The 19150-nt window shown below is 67.4% G+C and carries 17 protein-coding genes; 12 read left to right on the forward strand and 5 right to left on the reverse strand.

The features are described 5' to 3' along the window. The first annotated feature begins 48 nt into the window (after positions 1-48). A complete protein-coding gene (locus tag NQJ30_RS03610; protein WP_374113213.1) occupies positions 49-1908 on the forward strand; it encodes a dynamin family protein in 1860 nt (619 codons plus the stop codon). Beyond that, the gene (locus NQJ30_RS03615; RefSeq protein WP_255768356.1) at positions 1905-3521 is read left to right on the forward strand and encodes a GTPase; all 1617 of its coding nucleotides are present in this window, start codon (positions 1905-1907) and stop codon (positions 3519-3521) included. Before NQJ30_RS03610 ends, NQJ30_RS03615 begins: the two co-directional genes overlap by 4 nt. A gap of 2 nt (positions 3522-3523) precedes the next feature. Here NQJ30_RS03615 and NQJ30_RS03620 read toward each other — a convergent pair whose 3' ends face one another. Together NQJ30_RS03620 and NQJ30_RS03625 are read right to left on the reverse strand one after the other, a co-directional pair. Continuing rightward, positions 3524-4066, reverse strand: coding sequence for a DUF1697 domain-containing protein (locus NQJ30_RS03620; protein WP_255768357.1), 543 nt, complete (start codon positions 4064-4066; stop codon positions 3524-3526). A gap of 62 nt (positions 4067-4128) precedes the next feature. Beyond that, a complete protein-coding gene (locus tag NQJ30_RS03625; protein ID WP_255768358.1) occupies positions 4129-4848 on the reverse strand; it encodes an IclR family transcriptional regulator in 720 nt (239 codons plus the stop codon). Between the two features lie 115 nt (positions 4849-4963). Here NQJ30_RS03625 and leuC point away from each other — a divergent pair, with 115 nt between their 5' ends. The 6 genes from leuC (at position 4964) to NQJ30_RS03655 (ending at position 11548) form a co-directional block, all read left to right on the forward strand. Next, positions 4964-6418: a 3-isopropylmalate dehydratase large subunit gene (leuC, locus tag NQJ30_RS03630; protein WP_255768359.1), complete on the forward strand. Its 1455-nt coding sequence runs from the start codon at positions 4964-4966 to the stop codon at positions 6416-6418. 9 nt (positions 6419-6427) lie between these two features. Then, positions 6428-7030, forward strand: coding sequence for a 3-isopropylmalate dehydratase small subunit (leuD, locus tag NQJ30_RS03635; RefSeq protein WP_255768360.1), 603 nt, complete (start codon positions 6428-6430; stop codon positions 7028-7030). Between the two features lie 215 nt (positions 7031-7245). Continuing rightward, positions 7246-8571 (forward strand): UDP-N-acetylglucosamine 1-carboxyvinyltransferase, encoded by a 1326-nt coding sequence (gene murA / locus NQJ30_RS03640; protein WP_255768361.1) that lies wholly within the window; start codon positions 7246-7248, stop codon positions 8569-8571. A 10-nt stretch (positions 8572-8581) separates the two neighbouring features. Continuing rightward, on the forward strand, positions 8582-9349 hold the full coding sequence (locus tag NQJ30_RS03645; protein WP_255768362.1) for a lysophospholipid acyltransferase family protein: 768 nt from the start codon (positions 8582-8584) through the stop codon (positions 9347-9349). Continuing rightward, positions 9346-10398 carry an NAD(P)H-dependent glycerol-3-phosphate dehydrogenase gene (locus tag NQJ30_RS03650; protein WP_255768363.1) on the forward strand — a complete coding sequence of 351 codons (1053 nt, stop codon included), beginning with the start codon at positions 9346-9348 and terminating at the stop codon, positions 10396-10398. The genes NQJ30_RS03645 and NQJ30_RS03650 overlap by 4 nt, the downstream gene beginning before the upstream one ends. A gap of 1 nt (position 10399) precedes the next feature. After that, positions 10400-11548 (forward strand): D-alanine--D-alanine ligase family protein, encoded by a 1149-nt coding sequence (locus tag NQJ30_RS03655; RefSeq protein WP_255768364.1) that lies wholly within the window; start codon positions 10400-10402, stop codon positions 11546-11548. Positions 11549-11552: 4 nt separating this feature from the next. Here the strand turns inward: NQJ30_RS03655 and NQJ30_RS03660 are convergent, their stop codons facing one another. After that, a complete protein-coding gene (locus NQJ30_RS03660) occupies positions 11553-12071 on the reverse strand; it encodes a DUF3515 family protein (protein WP_255768365.1) in 519 nt (172 codons plus the stop codon). 91 nt (positions 12072-12162) lie between these two features. Between NQJ30_RS03660 and thiL the strand changes: the two genes are divergently transcribed. The 4 genes from thiL to rsmD are packed head-to-tail and all read left to right on the forward strand — an operon-like array spanning position 12163 to position 17099. Further along, positions 12163-13203, forward strand: a complete 1041-nt coding sequence (thiL, locus tag NQJ30_RS03665; protein WP_255768366.1) for a thiamine-phosphate kinase — start codon at positions 12163-12165, stop codon at positions 13201-13203. Between the two features lie 22 nt (positions 13204-13225). Continuing rightward, complete coding sequence (locus tag NQJ30_RS03670; RefSeq protein ID WP_255768367.1) at positions 13226-14236, forward strand: DAK2 domain-containing protein; 1011 nt, start codon at positions 13226-13228, stop codon at positions 14234-14236. Next, on the forward strand, positions 14226-16508 hold the full coding sequence (locus NQJ30_RS03675) for an ATP-dependent DNA helicase RecG (RefSeq protein WP_255768368.1): 2283 nt from the start codon (positions 14226-14228) through the stop codon (positions 16506-16508). Before NQJ30_RS03670 ends, NQJ30_RS03675 begins: the two co-directional genes overlap by 11 nt. Before the next feature lie 9 nt (positions 16509-16517). Then, on the forward strand, positions 16518-17099 hold the full coding sequence (rsmD, locus tag NQJ30_RS03680; RefSeq protein WP_255768369.1) for a 16S rRNA (guanine(966)-N(2))-methyltransferase RsmD: 582 nt from the start codon (positions 16518-16520) through the stop codon (positions 17097-17099). Between the two features lie 3 nt (positions 17100-17102). Here rsmD and NQJ30_RS03685 read toward each other — a convergent pair whose 3' ends face one another. Next, positions 17103-17891, reverse strand: a complete 789-nt coding sequence (locus NQJ30_RS03685; protein WP_255768370.1) for a spermidine synthase — start codon at positions 17889-17891, stop codon at positions 17103-17105. Next, positions 17891-19120: an aminotransferase class I/II-fold pyridoxal phosphate-dependent enzyme gene (locus NQJ30_RS03690; RefSeq protein WP_255768371.1), complete on the reverse strand. Its 1230-nt coding sequence runs from the start codon at positions 19118-19120 to the stop codon at positions 17891-17893. The genes NQJ30_RS03685 and NQJ30_RS03690 overlap by 1 nt, the downstream gene beginning before the upstream one ends. Positions 19121-19150: the final 30 nt, after the last annotated feature.

The following is a 19150-nucleotide window of genomic DNA, read 5'->3' on the forward strand; positions in this document are numbered from 1 at the left end:
CGGTCCCGGGCATCAGCCCGGGACCGTTTTTCTTTGGCTGAATATGTGATGCCCGGCCGGGATCGCCACCTGAACTGGCATGATGATGCTGTGACCTCCTCCGACGGTTCGCCACCTCAGCCCCCGCCGCCGCCTCACCGCGCACCACGCAGCCAGCCTGCCCGGCCGGCGAACCAGGATGCGTTGGCTGCCGTGGAACTGCTCGAAGCTGTTCGGGAGGACCTCGCCGCCGTATCACTGCCACTCGCACTGCCAGGCGTGGCGCAGTCCCGTACGGAGGTCCGGAACTCGGTGGCCCAACTGGAGGACTACATCCTCCCGCGTTACCGCAGCTTGGACGCACCGCTGCTCGCCGTCGTCGGAGGTTCCACCGGCGCCGGGAAGTCCACATTGGTGAACGCCCTCGTGGGGCACCCGGTCACCCGTTCCGGGGCCATCAGGCCCACCACGCGGCAACCCATCCTGCTGCACCACCCCGCCGATGCCGGCTGGTTCGAGGGCCAACGGGTGCTTCCCACCCTCAGCCGGATCCGGGGCACCCTTTCAACCGAACCACTCCCCGCCAGCCGCGCGGGCGCAACACCGGATGCGGAGGCAATTTCCTCCCTTGTGCTCGTGGCCGACCCATCGGTTCCGCAGGGTATCGCCCTGCTGGATGCGCCCGACGTTGATTCCATTTCGGATGACAACCGCAGGTTGGCCGGGCAACTGCTGGCCGCTGCCGACCTGTGGGTCTTTGTCACCACGGCCAACCGGTATGCGGATGCGGTTCCTTGGAAGCTGCTGTTGAATGCGTCCTCGAGGGACATTATGGTTGCCGTCGTCCTAGACCGTGTGCCGGCAGAGGCCGAAGCCGAAGTCAGTGCCGATTTGCGCGGGTTGCTTCAGAAGGAGGGCCTGGGGGAGGCCAGGCTGTTTGTTGTGCGTGAGACGGACCTGGATGGCCTGGGCATGCTGCCGCCTGATTCCGTGCAGCCGCTGCAGGTGTGGCTGCGGGACCTCGCCGCTGATGCAGCGGGACGCTCGGAGATCGCCCGCCGGACGTTGAACGGCACGGTAAAGGCCCTGGCCGCGAAGGTCAGTGCTGTGGCCGCCGCGGTCCGGGAGCAGGAGCGTGCCGCGGCGTCCCTCCGGGCCGATGCGGAGGGCGCGTACCGGGATGCCGCGGCCAGAATCCTGGATGCCACCAAGGACGGGGCGCTGCTGCGCGGCGAAGTGCTGGCGCGCTGGCAGGACTTCGTTGGCACAGGAGAGTTCTTCCGGGCCCTGGAGCAGAACATCGGCCGGCTGCGGGACCGGTTGGGAGCGTTCTTCCGGGGCGAGCCCACGCCGGCGGTCCGGGTTGAAGTGGCCATCGAAACAGGCCTTCAAGCGGTCATCCTGGATGAAGCCGCCAACGCGGGCGAAGACACGGACCAGCGCTGGCGCTCGGACCCGGCCGGCCGCGCGTTGTTGGCTGCCGATGACCTGTCCGGAACGGCCCCAGGCTTCGCCGACGCCGCTGCCGCAGAGATCAGGGCCTGGCAGGCGGGCCTGTTGGAACTGATCCGTACGGAGGGGCAGGGGAAGCGCACCCAGGCCCGCTGGCTCTCGTTCGGGATCAATGGATTGGGCGCCGCACTGATGATTGTGGTGTTTTCCATGACGGCCGGACTCACGGGGCTGGAGATCGGCGTGGCGGGCGGCACCGCCGTTGTGGGCCAGAGGCTGCTTGAGGCAGTCTTCGGGGAAGACGCCGTCCGGAGGCTTGCCCAGACGGCCCGCGATGACCTCCATGCCCGCTGCCGGCTGCTCCTGGCAGCGGAGCAGCGGAAGTTCCTGGACCGCCTCCCGCCCGGCGGTACGGATGCGTCGCATACCTTGGCGGACTATTCCAGCAACCTCGCCCGGCTGGCGGAGCGGACGTGAGCCGGCACGGTGTGGCCCGTGAAGTCTCGCAGCTGGACCGCAGACTAGCCGCCTTGAACGACGCCCGAGAGCTGGCCGAGGGCGTCCTGCCCGATGCGGCCCTGGAGGACGCGTTCCGGCTGCTGGAACGGGCAAGTTCCCGGCGGTCGCTGTCTGCCGACCACACCGTGGTGGGCTTCTTCGGCGCCACCGGCAGCGGAAAATCGTCCCTGTTCAACGCGGTCAGCGGCGCGGAAATCGCGACGGCGGCAGCCCGCCGTCCCACCACGTCGGAACCTTTGGCGGGTGTTTGGGGAGCTGACGGCAGCGAACCGCTGCTGGACTGGCTGGAAGTACGCAGCCGGCACCACGCCGACCCCGTCCCCGGATTCGCGGACGAGGGCACCGGGTTGATCCTGCTGGACCTTCCCGATTTCGACTCCACCCGGGCGGCCAACCGTGAGATCGTCGAGCGGATGGTGGGCCTCGTGGACGTGCTGGTGTGGGTGCTCGACCCGCAAAAGTACGCCGATGCCGCGGTGCACAACGACTTCCTGAAGCCGATGGCCGCCCACGGGGCGGTGACGCTGGTGGTCCTGAACCAGGTGGACAGGTTGCCTGACCGGGATGTCGGGCCGGTGCTGGAGTCACTCAAGGGCATACTGGCCCGCGACGGGCTGGGGAAGGTCCAGGTCCTGGGTGCCTCCGCCCTGGACGGGACGGGTGTGGACAAGGTGCGGCGCGCCATCCGGGACGTGGCCACCCAGCGCCAGGCCCTGTCGCAGCGGCTCGCGGCGGACGTCACGCGAGCCTCCCGCCAACTGCACGATGTGTCCGGCGTGGGGGATGCGGCCGGAGTCAGGCCGGCGTCCACTTCACGGCTCACCGACGAACTGGCCGCGGCGGCGAACGTACCCCTGGTGGTGAATGCCGTCGCCACGTCCTACCGGATGGAATCGACCCGCCGCACCGGCTGGCCGGTCACCCGGTGGCTGCTCAGGTTCAAGGCTGATCCGCTGCGGAGGCTTAACCTGAGGAGTTCCTCGCCGTCCCGGCTGAACCGGACGTCGCTCCCTCCTGCAGGCGCCCCGGAACGGGCCCGCACGGACGCCGCCGTCCGCGAGTTCGCGGACGCTGCCAGCGATGGAGCGCCCGGGCCGTGGCGGGCGGCCATCCGTGGTGCCGCCCGTGAAGGGCGGGATGCGCTGCCGGATGCGTTGGATCAGGCCATCGCCGGAACAGACCTGCTGACCTTCCGGAAGTCCTGGTGGTGGAGCGTGTTCAATGCGGTTCAGTGGCTGGCGCTGGCCGTAGTGGTCGGTGGCCTGGGCTGGCTTGGCGTCCTGGCCGGACTTGCATATTTTCAGCTGCCGGTGCCGGAGGTGCCTAGGGTTGAGGGCTGGCCCGTTCCCACCCTCATGATCGCGGGCGGCGTGGTGCTGGGGATCTTCCTGGCCATCACCGGAAAGGCCATCGGCGCGGGAACGGCCAGGACACGGGCAGCCAAAGCACGGAGACGGCTCAGGGCCGCCGTCGGGAAGGTTGCCGGGGACCTGGTGGTGGAGCCCGTGGAGATTGAGGTGAGCAGGCTAAGTTCCTTCAACGCCGCGCTCAAGGCCGCGGGGAGACCATAGCGCTATTGCGTGAGGGCAGCGGCGGCGTCCCGGACTTTGATCAGGGTCCGCAGGTTCCGGGTGGTGGTGCTTGCTTTGAACTTCGCTTTGGCCGAGATCTTGCTGAACGGGCTGTCCAGCGTCCCGCCGGCGGGAGCGAGCCACGCGAGGGCTTCCGGGCCGAGCCGCCTCTGTTTGGTGCCGTCCAGCGCCGCCCCGGCCGCGTCCAGCTCATCGAGCCTGGCCGTGTCCGAGGACAGCGTGATGTACGTGTGCGTGGCCTTGTCGTCCTCCGGATATGGACAGGCAGCCACGAGCTCGGCGACGCGTTGGGACGTCAGCACCACCACCCAGGCGTCATAGCCGAAGGCGTCGCGCAGGCATTTTTCGAACCGCTGCTTGACCGCTGCAGGCTTTTCTCCGCTGGCGAGGACAACATTTCCGCTGGCCAGCAGGGTTTTGACGTCCTCAAACCCGGCCGCTGCGAGGGCGTCCTTGAGCTCGGCCATCTTGATGTTGATCCCGCCCACGTTGATACCGCGGAGAAAGACTGCGTAGCTGTTCATGCGGACAGCTTAGCGATGGCATGCCCCACTGACGCCACGGGAGGAGACGATGCGGCGGCGTGTCAGTCGTTGTTCTTGCGCAGCGCCTCGGTCAGGAGACGGGCCGCGTTGCAGACCACCTCTGCGTGGAGCCTGCCGGGCTGGCGGGTCAGGCGTTCAATCGGCCCGGAGATCGAGACCGCGGCGATAACACGCCCGGACGGACCCCGGACGGGGGCCGAGACTGACGCAACCCCCGGCTCACGTTCGCCGAGGCTCTGTCCCCAGCCCCGGCGTCGTACGCCTGCCAGAACGGTGGGCGTAAAGCGGGCGGACTGCAGGCCCTCAAGCAGCCGGTCATGGTCTTCCCAGGCCAGCAGCACCTGGGCGGCCGAGCCTGCCTTCATGGACAGCTGGGTGCCCACCGGGATGGTGTCTCGCAGCCCAATGGGCCGCTCGGCGGAAGCCACACAGACGCGCCACTCTCCCTGCCGGCGGAAAATTTGCGAGCTTTCGCCGGTGGCGTCGCGCAGCTGCATCAGGATGGGCCCGGCAGAGGCAATGAGCCGGTCCTCGCCGGCGGCCGAGGCCAGCTCCACGAGGCGGCTGCCCAGGACGAAACGGCCCTGGATGTCCCGGGCGACCAGGCGGTGATGGATCAGGGCCAGGGCAAGCCGGTGGACCGTGGGCCGCGCCAGCCCGGTGGCAGCCACCAGCTGTGCCAAAGTGGTGGGCCCGGCCTCCAAGGCGTCCAGCACCTGGGCCGCTTTATCAATGACGCCGACGCCGCTAGAATTGTCCATGTAATGATATTGCCGTCTCATTATCTGAGATGCAAATCTTTCGGGTGGCATATTGCACACCGCTGCTGGTTCAGTGGAGCTTAACAGCCAAAACATGCAGGGAAGGGAGCTGGCCGTGGCGAAAACACTGGCCGAGAAAGTCTGGGACGCACATGTGGTGCGCAAAGGCGACGGCGAGGGAGCCAATGCCCAGCCCGACCTTCTCTTCATCGATCTCCACCTTGTCCACGAAGTGACGTCCCCGCAGGCGTTCGAGGGGCTCCGTCTGGCCGGCCGCAAGCTGCGCCGCCCGGACCTCACCATCGCCACCGAGGACCACAACACGCCGACGCTGGACATCGACAAACCCATCGCCGACCTCACCAGCCGTACCCAGATCCAAACCCTGCGCAACAACTGCGCCGAGTTCGGCGTCCGGCTGCACTCGCTCGGCGACGCCGAGCAGGGCATTGTGCATGTGGTGGGCCCGCAGCTGGGCCTGACCCAGCCCGGCATGACGGTGGTCTGCGGCGACTCACACACGTCAACGCACGGCGCCTTCGGTGCCCTGGCCATGGGCATCGGCACCTCCGAGGTGGAGCACGTCATGGCCACCCAGACGCTGTCCCTGAAGCCGTTCAAGACCATGGCCATCAACGTTGAGGGCACCCTGCGTCCGGGCGTCACGGCCAAGGACATCATCCTCGCGGTCATTGCCAAGATCGGCACCGGCGGGGGGCAGGGCTACGTCCTGGAATACCGCGGCTCCGCCATCCGTGCGCTGTCCATGGAAGCCCGGATGACAATCTGCAACATGTCAATCGAAGCCGGCGCCCGTGCAGGCCTGGTGGCCCCGGACCAGACCACCTACGACTACATGTTCGGCCGCCCGCACGCCCCCCAGGGAGCGGACTGGGATGCCGCCGTCGAGTACTGGAACACGCTGCGTACCGACGACGACGCCACCTTCGACGTCGAGGTGGACCTGGACGCCGACACGCTGGAGCCCTTTGTCACCTGGGGCACTAACCCCGGCCAGGGCGTCTCGCTTTCGGCAAAGGTGCCGGCGCCCGAGGACTTTGGTGACGAAAACGCCAAGGCTGCCGCCGAGCGTGCCCTCCAGTACATGGGCCTGACAGCGGGCACCCCCATGAAGGACATCCGGGTGGACACCGTCTTCCTGGGTTCCTGCACGAACTCGCGCATGGAGGATCTGCGCGCCGCTGCGGACATCATCCGCGGCCGGCAGAAAGACCCCAACATCCGCATGCTGGTGGTCCCCGGTTCGGCCCGGGTGCGGCTCGAAGCCGAGGCCGAGGGCCTGGACAAGGTGTTCAAGGACTTCGGTGCGGAGTGGCGCTTCGCGGGCTGCTCCATGTGCCTGGGCATGAACCCGGACCAGCTCGAGGTGGGGGAGCGCTGCGCCTCAACCTCGAACCGCAACTTCGAAGGCCGGCAGGGAAAAGGCGGGCGCACGCACCTCGTGTCCCCGGTAGTGGCAGCCGCCACAGCGATCCGGGGAACGCTGAGCTCGCCGTCGGACCTTGATCCGGCCCCCGAATCCGCCGCCACCCGCACCGACGCCGCCTAGGAGACCGCCATGGAAAAGTTCACCACCCACACCGGCATCGGCGTTCCGCTGCGCCAGAGCAACGTTGACACGGACCAGATCATCCCGGCCGTGTACCTCAAGCGGATCACCCGCACCGGCTTCGAAGACGCGCTGTTCTCCGCCTGGCGCAAGGACCCGGCCTTCATCCTCAACCAGGCCCCGTTCAACGCCGGTTCGGTCCTGGTGGCAGGTCCGGACTTCGGCACCGGGTCCTCCCGCGAGCACGCCGTCTGGGCCCTGAAGGATTACGGCTTCAAGACCGTCCTCTCGTCCCGTTTCGCGGACATCTTCCGTGGCAACTCCGGCAAGCAGGGCCTCCTTGCGGCTGAACTGGCCCAGGACGACATCGAGCTGATCTGGAAAGAGCTCGAGAACGCCCCGGGCACGGAAGTCACCGTTGACCTGGTGTCCAAAACCGTCAGTTGCGGCAACATCGTGGCCCCGTTCGAGATCGACGACTACACCCGCTGGCGGCTCCTCGAGGGCTTGGACGACATCGGCCTGACGCTCCAGCACGAAGGGGATATTACGGCCTACGAAGCCACCCGTCCCGCCTTCAAACCCACCACTCTGCCGGCGCGGCTGTCCTGAGCTCCTGAGGGGGCGACGCGGGGTCATTTGATGCGCTTGGAGCGTCTCCGGAAGCGCATCAAATGACCCCGCGTTGCGTCTGACCTGACGGGTCCGGCGGCGGGCGCAGCGCCGGAACCCGGCACGCCGTATTTCGGTTCGGTAACGTGACCTCCTATGCTTAGCTGGAGCCTCTGCAAGGATTTAGGGGCGAGCAATCGTAAGGAAACCGGTATATGAGTAGTGTTCTGACAATCCGCGGCGGAGTCCCGCTTACAGGCCGCGTCACCGTCCGTGGGGCCAAGAATCTTGTTCCCAAAGCGATGGTGGCAGCCTTGCTGGGCAACGAACCGTCGGTATTGCGGAACGTTCCGGAGATCAAGGACGTCGAGGTTGTCACGTCCCTGCTCCAGCTGCACGGAGTGACAGTTGTTAAAGACCCTGTCAGCGGGGACCTCACCCTGGATCCCAAGGCGGCCAAGACCGCGCCGAGCACCGCGATTGATGCCCATGCGGGCGATTCGCGCATCCCGATCCTGCTCTGCGGACCGCTTATCCACGCGATCGGCGAGGCCTTCATTCCTGATCTGGGCGGCTGCAAAATCGGCGACCGGCCCATCGACTACCACCTCAACGTCCTGCGCCAGTTTGGCGCCGTTGTGGAGAAGCGCCCGGGCGGCATCCACATTTCCGCGCCCCGGGGCCTGCAGGGAGCCAAGATCTCCCTCCCGTATCCCTCGGTCGGGGCCACGGAGCAAGTACTGCTCAGTGCCACCCGCGCCGAAGGAATCACTGAACTTTCCGGCGCCGCCACCGAGCCCGAAATCATTGACCTCATCGCCGTGCTGCAGAAGATGGGCGCCATCATCAGCGTCCAGACGGACCGCACCATCCGCATCGAAGGCGTCAAGGACCTGGGCGGCTACAACCACCGGGCACTCTCGGACCGCAACGAATCGGCGTCGTGGGCGTCGGCGGCGTTGGTCACCCGAGGCGACATCTTCGTCGAGGGTGCCTCGCAGCGGGACATGATGACCTTCCTGAATACCTACCGCAAGGTGGGCGGCGGCATGGACATCGGCGATGACGGCATCCGCTTTTACCACAAGGGCGGCAAACTCAATCCGCTGGTGCTGGAAACGGACGTGCACCCGGGTTTCATGACGGACTGGCAGCAGCCGCTTGTCGTGGCGCTGACCCAGGCTGAGGGAGTCTCGATCGTGCACGAGACCGTGTACGAAAACCGGTTTGGCTTCACCGATGCGCTCATTCGGATGGGGGCCAGCATCCAGGTGCACCGTGAATGCCTGGGCAGCGTGCCGTGCCGTTTCGGCCAGCGGAACTTCCTCCACTCGGCCGTCATCTCCGGCCCGACCCAGCTCAAAGGCACCGACATCGACGTTCCGGACCTGCGCGGCGGCTTCAGCCACCTGATCGCTGCCCTGGCCGCCACCGGCACATCCCGCGTGACCGGCATTGACATCATCAACAGGGGCTACGAGCGGTTCACCGAAAAACTGGCCGGCCTCGGCGCGGACTTCGACATCACTTCGTCGAAGTAGCGGAGGACCCATGAAGGAAACGGCCAAGAGTCGGGCCACATTCGTTGTGGTCGCAGGCATCGTTCGGACGGTGCTCAACGGCATGATGAACAAAAAGTGGGAGGGCCTGGAAAACCTCCCGGCGGGCGGTTTTATTGCGGCGCCCAACCACTGCACCGAAATCGATCCGCTCATTGTGGGACACCTCCTGTACAACCAGAAGCGCGCGCCCCATTTCCTGGCCAAGGCCGGGCTGTTCAAGATTCCGGTGGTGGGTGCGGTTCTGCGCGCCACCCGCCAGATCCCGGTGGAACGCTCGACGGCGGGAGCGAACCGGTCGCTGCAGCTCGCCCAGGAAATCGTGGCCGACGGCGGCGCCATCATCATCTACCCTGAGGGGACCCTCACCCGCGATCCGGACCTGTGGCCGATGAAGGGCCACACCGGCGCAGCACGCCTCGCCCTCGAAGGCGGCATCCCCGTGGTGCCCATCGCGCACTGGGGCGCCCACGAGGTCTTCCCGCGGTACGCGAAGCGCTTCCACCTTTTTCCCCGCAAGACGTCGCGGGTGGTGGTCGGCAAGCCCGTGGACCTCAGTCCTTTTATGGGCAAAGCCTTGGACAAGGCCACCCTGACCGCCGCCACCGACGCCATCATGGACGCCGTGACGGAATTGCTGGCCGGCATCCGGGGCCAGGTACCTCCTGCCGAGCGGTGGGATCCAGCCAAGCACAACCAGTCCACGCACGGCCGTTTTGAGGATTTGAAACGGCCTGACGGCGCAGCGGATGCCACGTGACCGCTGAAGGAGGCCGCCCCGGATCGGCCCGGTCCGTCGCCGTCCTGGGCGCAGGTTCCTGGGGAACCACGTTCGCGAAGATCCTCGCTGACGCCGCCCGGTCAGCCGGCGTGGAACGAACCATCCGGCTGTGGGGCCGGCGCAGTGAAGTGGTGGAGCAGATCAACTCCTCCCACCGCAACGAGCAGTACCTGAAGGACACGGAGTTGCCCGCCAGGATCACCGCGTCCCTGGATGTGCGTGAGGTGTTGGCCGGCGCGGACCTGGTGGTCCTGGCGGTGCCGGCGCAGTCGCTGCGCCTTCAGCTCCGCGAATGGAAGCCCCTGATTGCCCCGGACGCGGTAGTGGTGTCCCTGATGAAGGGCCTGGAACTCGGGACGGATTCCCGCATGAGCCAGGTGATCAGCGATGAGCTCGGGATTCCCGATGAACGCATCGCGGTAGTTTCGGGCCCGAACCTCGCCATGGAGATCGCCCGGGAAGAACCTACGGCGTCCGTTGTGGCCTGCAGCGATGAGGCGACCGCGGGCTGGATCGCCAGGACCTGCACGGCGCCCTACTTCCGCCCCTATACCACCGGCGACGTGGTGGGCGTGGAGATTGGCGGGATCGTTAAGAACGTCATTGCCCTGGCTGTCGGCATTTGCGAGGGCAAGCAGATGGGGGACAACACCAAGGCTTCCGTGATCACGCGGGGCCTGGCTGAAACGTCCAGGCTGGCCCTGGCCCTCGGCGGTGAGGCCCGGACCATGGCCGGACTCGCCGGACTGGGGGACCTGGTGGCAACCTGCTCCTCGTCGTTGTCGCGGAACCATACGGCCGGCCGGCTGCTCGGCCAGGGTCTCACCCTGGAGGAGCTGGCCCTGAAAATGACGCAGACGGCCGAAGGCATTAAGTCGGGCCAGGCCGTGAACGACCTCGCGGGCAAGCTGGGCGTGGAAATGCCCATCACCGCCGCCGTCGTAGCTGTGCTCGCCGGCAAACTGTCCGTTGACCAACTGGGTCCGCTGCTGCTGGCCCGGGACCTGAAACCTGAAGGCGATTACTGAGATGCATGACGACAACCTGGCCGCACCGGAATCCGCGCGCCGGGCGAAACCCCGCGTAGCGGTACTTTTTGGCGGCCGGTCCAGCGAACATGCGGTCAGCTGCGTGACGGCTGCCGGCGTCCTGGGCGCCATCAACAAAGACAAGTACGACGTCATCCCCATTGGCATCGCCAAGTCCGGGCAATGGGTCCTGGCTGCGGCGGACACTGCCCGGTGGTCCCTGTCAGCGGCGTCGCTGCCGGAAGTCCCGGCGTCGTCCGAAACCGTAACCCTCGCCGAAATCGGCGGGGAGCACCAGCTGATTGTGGCCTCGCCGGACACGGTTCCCCGCGAACTCGGCACCGTGGATGTCGTGTTCCCGCTGCTCCACGGACCGTTCGGCGAGGACGGAACCATCCAAGGACTCCTGGAGCTCTCCGACACGCGGTACGTGGGGGCCGGCGTGCTCGCGTCCGCAGTGGGCATGGACAAGCACTACATGAAGGTGATTTTCGAAGCCGCCGGACTTCGGGTGGGACCTTACGTTACGGTCACTGACCGTCAGTGGCTCAACGACGCCGAAGCTGTCCGCAAGCAGGTGGACCGCCTGGGCTTCCCGGTGTTCGTCAAGCCGGCGCGGGCCGGATCGTCGATGGGGATCTCCAAGGTGGATTCGCTGGAGCAACTCGACGCCGCAGTAGAGGAAGCCCGCCGCCACGACCGCAAGCTGGTCATTGAAGCCGGCATTGTGGGACGGGAAATTGAGTGTGCCGTCCTGGAAGGGCGCGGCACGTCAGCGCCGCGCACCTCCATGCCCGGCGAGATCTCCGTGGCCGGGGGCGGCCACGATTTCTATGACTTCAACGCCAAATACGTTGAGGACGACGCCGCATCGCTCAGCTGCCCGGCCGATATCCCGGAGGAGGCGATTGCCCGCGTGCGTGAACTCGCCGCAGTCGCGTTCGACGCCGTCGGGGCGGAGGGTCTGAGCCGCGTTGACTTCTTCTACACCGCCGAGGGCGAGCTGATTATCAACGAGATCAACACCATGCCGGGGTTTACGCCCAAGAGCATGTACCCGCAGATGTGGGCAGCGTCCGGCCTGGACTACGCGGACCTCATCGACGAGCTGATCTACCTGGCCCTGAACCGGAAGACCGGCCTGCGCTGACCACCTACTTGCTGGTGGGCAGGTTCTGCAGGTCTTCCTGGCCCACACAGTTCCCGGTGGCGGGGATCTTTGCCGCAGCCCCCGAAAGATCCGCGAGGACGGTGGCCGAACTGATGGTCTCCTGATCCTTCGTGAGAAGGATCTCGGTGGCCGGTTTGCGGCCGAAGGTGGTCAGGGTCCACGCGGAGTCCGCCTCCTTGATGACCCAGTCCACGCCGTTGACGCTTACGCAGCGGTCCGTCGTGGGCCCTGGAACGTTGACCCCGCAGCGGAGGATCACCTGGGAGGGGTCGCCCCAGGCGGCGGTGGCCTGGCTGTTTGTCTTCCGCAGTTTCGCGTCACCGATGGCATCCGGGAGGGCCACCATCATCGGCGCGCACGCCGGGTTGGCGGCGTCTGCGGCCGGGGCCACGTCCACGGCCGGGGAGCAGCCGGTGAGGCCCAGCAGGGCAACTCCGGCCAGGGCGCCGGTCAGCAGGTTCACGGACAGTCGGGCAGGGACGGGCAGACGCGGATGGTGCATCCTTCAAGCCTAACGCCGCCGCGACCTTGCACCGGACGCGGGCCGCCGGTACAGGATGAGCATTGTCGGTGCCGGGCTGTAGCGTAGGGGCGTGCCTGAAAAACCGCTCACCGAAGAACCCCCCGCCGTCTCAGCCCTGTCCGAGTCCGGGCTCCTGGCCCGGATCTTCCCGCGGCTGGACATCGGCGGGGCGCACGCGTCGGCCACGCTGCTGGGTCCGGGGGATGACGCCGCGCTGGTGGCGGCACCGGATGGCCGGACGCTGATCTCCATTGACACCCAGGTCCAGGACCAGGACTTCCGGCTGCAGTGGAACAACGGCTACCGGACCACGGGCTTTGACGTCGGGTGGAAGGCTGCAGCCCAGAACCTGAGCGACATCAACGCCATGGGCGGCAAGGCGACGTCGCTGGTGGTCAGCCTCACGCTGCCGCCGGAGACACCCGTCAGCTGGGTGGAGGACCTGGCCGACGGACTCACCGCGGGAATCCGGGAGCTTGGGGCCACTGACTGCTCCGTCGCGGGCGGCGACCTTGGCCGGGGAACGGAAATTTCCGTGACCGTGGCGGTGCTGGGCACGCTCGACGGCGGAAATCCCGTGCTGCGCTCCGGGGCGGCCCCCGGTGATATCCTGGCCTTGGCGGGGACGGTTGGCCGGGCCGCGGCCGGGCTCGCGCTGCTGGAATCCGCCATCCCCATGAACTCCCTGAGCACGCTCCAGCGCGCCCTCGTTGAAACCCAGTGCCGCCCGAGGCCGCCACTCGCAGCGGGCCCCCGGGCCCGGGAGGCGGGCGCCAGCGCCATGATGGATATCTCGGACGGGCTGGTGCGCGACGCCGGCCGCCTCGCCGCCGCCAGCGGCGTGGTGCTGGACCTGGACCCGCTGGAACTGAAACGGCAGGCGGAAAGCCTCCGCCCGGCGTCGGACGCCCTCACAGCGGACCCGCAGGTGTGGGTGCTGGGCGGCGGAGAAGACCACGGCCTGCTTGCCACATTTCCTGCCGGCATTCAGCTTCCGTCCGGATTCACTGCGATAGGCTCAGTACAAGCCCCGGGGACCCAGACTGGCCCGGGTGTCACAATTGCGGGCCGCGTCGCTGGCGCCAGGGGATGGGATCACTTTGCAGACTAAGGTTGCCGCGAATGCCCAAGCGATGAAGCGTTGGCTGGACAAGGCCGAAACGTCCATCGGCAACCATAGCGACCGCATCAATGCCATCAACATTTTCCCCGTGGCAGACGGCGATACCGGTACCAACCTGTACCTCACCGTCCGGGCGGCAGCCCGTGCCCTGCACGGCGACCCCGCAATCGAAGAGGCCGCCGGTCCGGCAGATCCGGGCCAGACGGATGTGGGGGCGGTGCTGGCGCATGCCGGCCGTGCGGCGATGGAGCAGGCCCGCGGCAACTCCGGCACACTTTTCTCGGTATTTCTTTGTGCCGCTGCGGAGCCGTTGGCCGGACACACCCGCCTAACGTCGGCCTTGCTGGCTGCGGCGCTGAACCGCGCCCAAATCCGGGCGTGGTCAGCCTTGAGCGATCCCGTGCCGGGCACCATGCTGTCCGTGATGGAGGCCGCTGCCCGGGCCGCCGCGGCAGTGGATGCCGGCCATAACGGTGACGACAGCAATCTTGCCCTGGCCAAGACCCTGGACGCCGCCGTCAGGGGGGCGCTGGAGGCTGTGGTCAGCACGGAGAGCCAGCTGGCCGCCCTGGAAGCCGCCCATGTTGTCGACGCCGGGGGTGTTGGCATGCTGCTGATCCTCGATTGCCTCCGCTCGGCTGTCCTGGGCGAGGGCCTGCAGAGCGAACTCCTCGACGGCCTGCACGGCTACGACGTCCAAGACCCCCACATCCATGCGAGCATGCCGGATGACGACGGCGTTGAGGTTATGTGCACCATCAGCCTCTCACCGCTGAACGCCGCCACTCTCCGGCAACGGCTGGACGAGCTCGGCGACTCCGTCATCATGAGCCAGGTGGGCAGCGCCGCGGATCCCGACGGCAACTACCGCTGGCGCGTCCACGTCCACGTCCCGGACGCCAAGCCCGCCGTGGCCCTCATCCGCTCCCTGGGCCACCCTTCGGAGCTCACCGTCAGCGAACTCGCCGTAGCCCGAGATCCCGAACCGGCTCCAGCGAGCTCCTCCGGACATGAGCGCTGAACTCGGCCAGCGCCTGGAACGCCTGATCGGAAAACGCTCAGCCTCGGCCATTGAGAAACATTTGGGCATCAGCACCGTGGGCGGCCTGCTGAACTACTTCCCCCGCCGCTACCTGAACCGGGGCGAGCTGACGCCCATTGGCGAGCTGCCCGTGGACGAGGAAGTCACCCTCATTGCCCGGGTCCTCTCCAACAGCACCCGCAAGATGCACACCCGGCGCGGATCCATTACCGATGTCATCATCACGGACGACGCCGCATCGCATGGCCGTCCGCGCCTCGCCTCCGTGGGTCCCGGCAGCGGTCACGGCACCCTGAAAATCACTTTCTTCAGCGGCTACCGGGCGCAGGCCGAACTCCTGCCCGGCCGGCGTGTGATGTTCTCCGGCAAAGTGACCCGCTACGGCGCCTCCCTGGGCCTGACCAATCCGGACTTCAACCTCCTGGACGAGGACCCGGACATGCCCGGCATGGACCCCGAAAAGCTCGCGGCCATGCCCGTCCCGGTGTACCCCGCCACGGCAAAGCTCACCAGCTGGTCGATCCAGAAAGTGATTTCCACACTGCTGCAAACAGTCGACCTGGAGGCGCTGCCGGATCCGCTGCCGGACGGCATTGCGCGCAGGGAGGATTTCCTGCCGCTGGCCGAGGCTTACCGGCTCATCCACGCTCCCGAAACGCAGGCCGACTGGAAGCGGGCCCAGGACCGTCTCCGGTTCCAGGAAGCCCTGGTCCTGCAGGCTGCACTGGCCCGGCGCCGCGCACAGCTCGCGGCCGAGGAAGCCACCGCCCGGCGCCCCGCCGCGGACGGTCTCCTGACTGCCTTCGACCGGCAGCTGCCGTTCACGCTGACGGCAGGCCAGGCTGCCGTGGGAAAAACTCTGGCGGCCGAACTCGCGCAGGACAGCCCCATGAACCGGCTCCTGCAGGGGGAAGTGGGCTCCGGCAAGACCATTGTGGCGCTGCGGGCCATGCTGCAGGTCGTGGATGCCGGCGGGCAGGCGGCACTGCTGGCGCCCACCGAGGTCCTCGCTGCCCAGCACTTCGAATCCATCCGCCGTACCCTGGGCTCCCTCTCCCGCGATCCCATGCTGTCCTCGGACGGACTCCTCGGAAGCCTCGCCGAAGGCGCCGTGCAGGTCACGCTGCTCACCGGCTCCATGCCTGCCGCCGCGCGAAAACGGGCCATGCTCGATGCCGCCTCCGGCGCGGCCGGAATTGTGATCGGAACCCACGCCCTGCTGAGCGACAATGTTGCGTTCTATGACCTGGGCTTGATCGTGGTGGACGAACAGCACCGGTTCGGCGTGGAGCAGCGCGACGTCCTCCGGTCCAAGGCCAACAAACCGCCGCACCTGCTGGTCATGACGGCCACGCCCATTCCCCGGACCGTGGCCATGACGGTCTTCGGCGACCTCGAGACCTCCATCCTGGATGAGCTTCCTGCCGGCCGGGCGCCGATCTCAACCTTCGTGGTGGGCCTGGTTGAAAACCCCGGCTGGGCAGGGCGCATCTGGTCGCGTTCGCGCGAGGAAATCGACGCCGGGCACCAGGTCTATGTGGTGTGCCCGAGGATCGGAACGGACGACGACGGCGATTTCAGTCCCGGGGAAGCGGAACCTTCTGCGGCTGCCCTGGCAGGCGACGCCGGTGAACGTGAACTCGCGTCCGTGACCGCCGTCGTCGAACAATTGCTCCAGGAGCCGGCATTGTCCGGCGTGCCGCTGGGACCGATGCACGGCCGCCTTGACACTGAGGTGAAGAATGCAGCGATGGCCGATTTCACGGCCAACCGGACCAAGCTCCTGGTTGCCACCACTGTGATCGAGGTCGGCGTGGATGTCCACAACGCCACACTGATGGTGATCCTCGACGCCGACCGTTTTGGCATCTCCCAACTTCACCAGTTGCGCGGACGGGTGGGCCGCGGCGGATTGCCCGGAACGTGCCTGCTGGTCACCAGGCTGGAACCGGGGCACCCGAGCCGTCGCCGGCTGGACGCGGTGGCCGCCACCACTGACGGCTTCGAACTGTCCCAGGAGGACCTCAAGCTGCGGCGCGAGGGCGACATCCTGGGCGCGTCCCAGTCCGGCGGCCGCTCCACCCTGAAACTGTTGCGTGTGCTGGAACATGAGGACATCATTGCCCGGGCAAGGCAGGACGCCCAGGCTGTGGTGGGCGCGGACCCGACGCTGGCACGGCATCCCCGCCTGGCTGAGGCCATCAACCAATACCTGAATCCCGAGAAGGAGGCGTTCCTTGAGCGCGGATAGGACGCGGGCATGAGCCGCATCATTGCGGGCGCCGCCGGAGGGACGCCGCTGGCCAGCGTCCCGGGGTCCATGACCCGGCCCACCACGGACCGCGTCAAGGAGGCGTTGTTCTCCCGCCTCGACGCATTCGGGATTATTGCCGGCGCCCGCGTCCTGGACCTTTACGCGGGATCCGGGTCGCTCGGGGTGGAAAGCGGCAGCAGGGGAGCCGGCACCGTGGACCTGGTGGAATTCGATGCCAAAGCCAGCTCTGTCTGCCAGCGCAATGCCGACCTGCTCAACGGTGTGGTGGCTCGCAAGGCCGTCACCGTCCACCGCTCCAAGGTGGAACCGTTCCTGGACCGCACGGCGGAGGATGCCCGCTGGGACCTTGTCTTCCTGGATCCGCCATATCCGCTGGACGAGGTTGCCCTGTCCGCGGTCCTGGCCAAACTCGCACCCCACCTCGCCCCGGCTGCAGTGGTGGTGGTGGAACGTTCCTCGCGCTCACCGGAACCAGGCTGGCCGGCGGGCGTTGAGCGGTTTGCTGAGCGGAAGTACGGCGAAACCAAGCTCTGGTTCGCGGAGCCCTCCGTAAGTCCGGAGGACTGAGAATCAGCCGCCGATCCGGTCCAGGTCCACGCCCGCCAGAACCGTGGCCGGGTGGGGGCCGCGGGCGGTCAGCTCGGCGGTCCAGCCCCCGGGCCACGGTGTCTGCGTTCCAATGAGGATGATGTTCCCGGGATAGCGGCCCGCGAACATGCCGGTTTCCGCGAACGCGGCAACGTCTGTCATGGCGCGGCGCATCGCGGCGACCTGGCTCCGCACCAGCGTGAGGGCAGGCTCGTCGCCCACGTTGACGATCAGGACGCCACCGGGGGCGAGCCGTGCGCGGGCCTCCTCGTAGAACCCGGTGCAGGCGATATGCTCCGGGGCCTCCGGCCCGGAGAAAATGTCCAGGATGACGACGTCGAAGCGCAGCTCCGCGGGCAGCGTGGCCAGCGACTCGCGGGCATCGCCGATGACCGTGTAGAGGTCGGTTCCGGCCGGCAGGGGGAGTTGCTGCAGGACATAGTCGAGGAGTTCACGCTCAAGTTCCACGGCGTACTGCGGTGAGCCGGGCCGGGTCGCCTGGATGTAGCGGGCCAGTGTCAGTGCGCCCGCGCCGAGGTGCAGCGACGTGATCGGCTGGCCTGCGGGCGTGGCCAGGTCCACGACGTGGCCGATCCGGCGCAGGTATTCGTAAAAGATCTCCTCCGGGTGGGTCAGGTTGACGTGGGACTGTTCGGCCCCGCCGATGCTGAGGACGTAGGCGCCGTCGGTAAAGGCATCGGGCTCGATGGCGGCATGCTGCCCTGTGGTTCGCAGAAACCTGGTGGACCGGGCGCCGCCGGGCCCGGGCATCACAGTTTCCCGCTGAGCGACGCCAGCCGGGCGGCGGCCTCCTCGAGGACGTCCACCTTCTTGCAGAACGCGAACCTGAGCAGGCTGCGGGTCCGCTCGGCCCCCTCGGGGTGGCAGAAGACGGGTACGGGGATTGCTGCGACCCCCACCAGGGCGGGGAGGCGGCGGGCGAGGTCCACGGAGTCGGCGATTCCGAGGGGCGCGGTGTCCACGTTGACGAAATAGGTGCCCTGCGGGGTGAAGACATCGAAGCCCGCGGCGCGGAGCCCTTCGCTCAGGATGTCGCGCTTCTTCTGCAGCGTTGCTGAAATCCCCTGGTAGAACCCGTCCGGCAGCGCCAGCCCGGTGGCGATTGCTGCCTGGAAGGGCGAACCGGAACTGTAGGTCAGGAACTGCTTGACGGTGCGCACGGCTGCCACCAGGTGTTCGGGCCCGGTCAGCCAGCCGATTTTCCAGCCGGTGAAGGAAAAGGTCTTACCTGCCGAGGAAATCGTGAGGGTCCGGTCCGCGGCCCCTGGCAAGGTGGCTACCGGGATGTGCCTGGTTCCGAAGGTCAGGTGCTCGTAGACCTCATCGGTGATGATGAGGCAGTCATGCTTTCGGGCAAGCTCGACCACGCGCTCGAGGACATGGCGGGGAAATACCGCGCCCGTAGGATTGTGCGGGTTGTTCAGCAGGACCACCCGGGTACGGTCAGTGAACGCCGCCTCGAGGGCTGCCATGTCGGGGTAGAAGTCAGGGGCGAGCAGCGGGGCGGTGGTGTGGGTGGCACCGGACAGCCCAATGACGGCGCCGTACGAGTCGTAGAACGGCTCGAACGTCAGCACCTCGTCTCCGGGCCCGACGAACGCCAGCAGGGCGGCGGCGATGGCCTCGGTGGCGCCCGTGGTGACAATGACCTCCGTCTGCGGGTCCAGGGTCACGTCATAGAACCGGCTCTGGTGGACGGCGACCGCCTCACGCAGTTCCGGGATGCCCTTCCCTGGTGCGTACTGGTTGGCCCCCGCCCCGATGGCGGCCATTGCCGCGGCCTTGATCTCAGCGGGGCCGTCCTCGTCCGGAAAGCCCTGGCCCAGGTTGATGGCGCCGGTCTGTGCCGCCAGGGTGGTCATCTCCTCGAAGATGGTGACGCCCAACTGGCCGGCAGGTCCAAGAAGGTTCGCGCCGGCCGCTGCCCGCTGCCACGGAGCCGGCGCTGCGGGCATGGAAAGTTCCCGTGGTGGATGCATGCAGTCATGGTATCCCGGCCTTCCGATGGG

Origin of the sequence: Pseudarthrobacter sulfonivorans, from assembly GCF_024391045.1 — a bacterium.
In the GTDB taxonomy this organism is placed as follows: Bacteria; Actinomycetota; Actinomycetes; order Actinomycetales; family Micrococcaceae; genus Arthrobacter; species Arthrobacter sulfonivorans_B.

What these genes read in the sequence shown, in the direction of transcription:
- NQJ30_RS03660 (WP_255768365.1), bottom strand. Translation starts at nt 12,071, where the DNA reads ATGCACCATCCGCGTCTGCCCGTCCCTGCCCGACTGTCCGTGAACCTG.
- NQJ30_RS03670 (WP_255768367.1), top strand. Translation starts at nt 13,226, where the DNA reads ATGAAGCGTTGGCTGGACAAGGCCGAAACGTCCATCGGCAACCATAGC.
- rsmD (WP_255768369.1), top strand. Translation starts at nt 16,518, where the DNA reads ATGAGCCGCATCATTGCGGGCGCCGCCGGAGGGACGCCGCTGGCCAGC.
- murA (WP_255768361.1), top strand. Translation starts at nt 7,246, where the DNA reads ATGAGTAGTGTTCTGACAATCCGCGGCGGAGTCCCGCTTACAGGCCGC.
- NQJ30_RS03625 (WP_255768358.1), bottom strand. Translation starts at nt 4,848, where the DNA reads ATGGACAATTCTAGCGGCGTCGGCGTCATTGATAAAGCGGCCCAGGTG.
- leuD (WP_255768360.1), top strand. Translation starts at nt 6,428, where the DNA reads ATGGAAAAGTTCACCACCCACACCGGCATCGGCGTTCCGCTGCGCCAG.
- NQJ30_RS03620 (WP_255768357.1), bottom strand. Translation starts at nt 4,066, where the DNA reads ATGAACAGCTACGCAGTCTTTCTCCGCGGTATCAACGTGGGCGGGATC.
- NQJ30_RS03685 (WP_255768370.1), bottom strand. Translation starts at nt 17,891, where the DNA reads ATGCCCGGGCCCGGCGGCGCCCGGTCCACCAGGTTTCTGCGAACCACA.
- NQJ30_RS03690 (WP_255768371.1), bottom strand. Translation starts at nt 19,120, where the DNA reads ATGCATCCACCACGGGAACTTTCCATGCCCGCAGCGCCGGCTCCGTGG.
- NQJ30_RS03610 (WP_374113213.1), top strand. Translation starts at nt 49, where the DNA reads ATGCCCGGCCGGGATCGCCACCTGAACTGGCATGATGATGCTGTGACC.
- NQJ30_RS03645 (WP_255768362.1), top strand. Translation starts at nt 8,582, where the DNA reads ATGAAGGAAACGGCCAAGAGTCGGGCCACATTCGTTGTGGTCGCAGGC.
- NQJ30_RS03655 (WP_255768364.1), top strand. Translation starts at nt 10,400, where the DNA reads ATGCATGACGACAACCTGGCCGCACCGGAATCCGCGCGCCGGGCGAAA.
- NQJ30_RS03675 (WP_255768368.1), top strand. Translation starts at nt 14,226, where the DNA reads ATGAGCGCTGAACTCGGCCAGCGCCTGGAACGCCTGATCGGAAAACGC.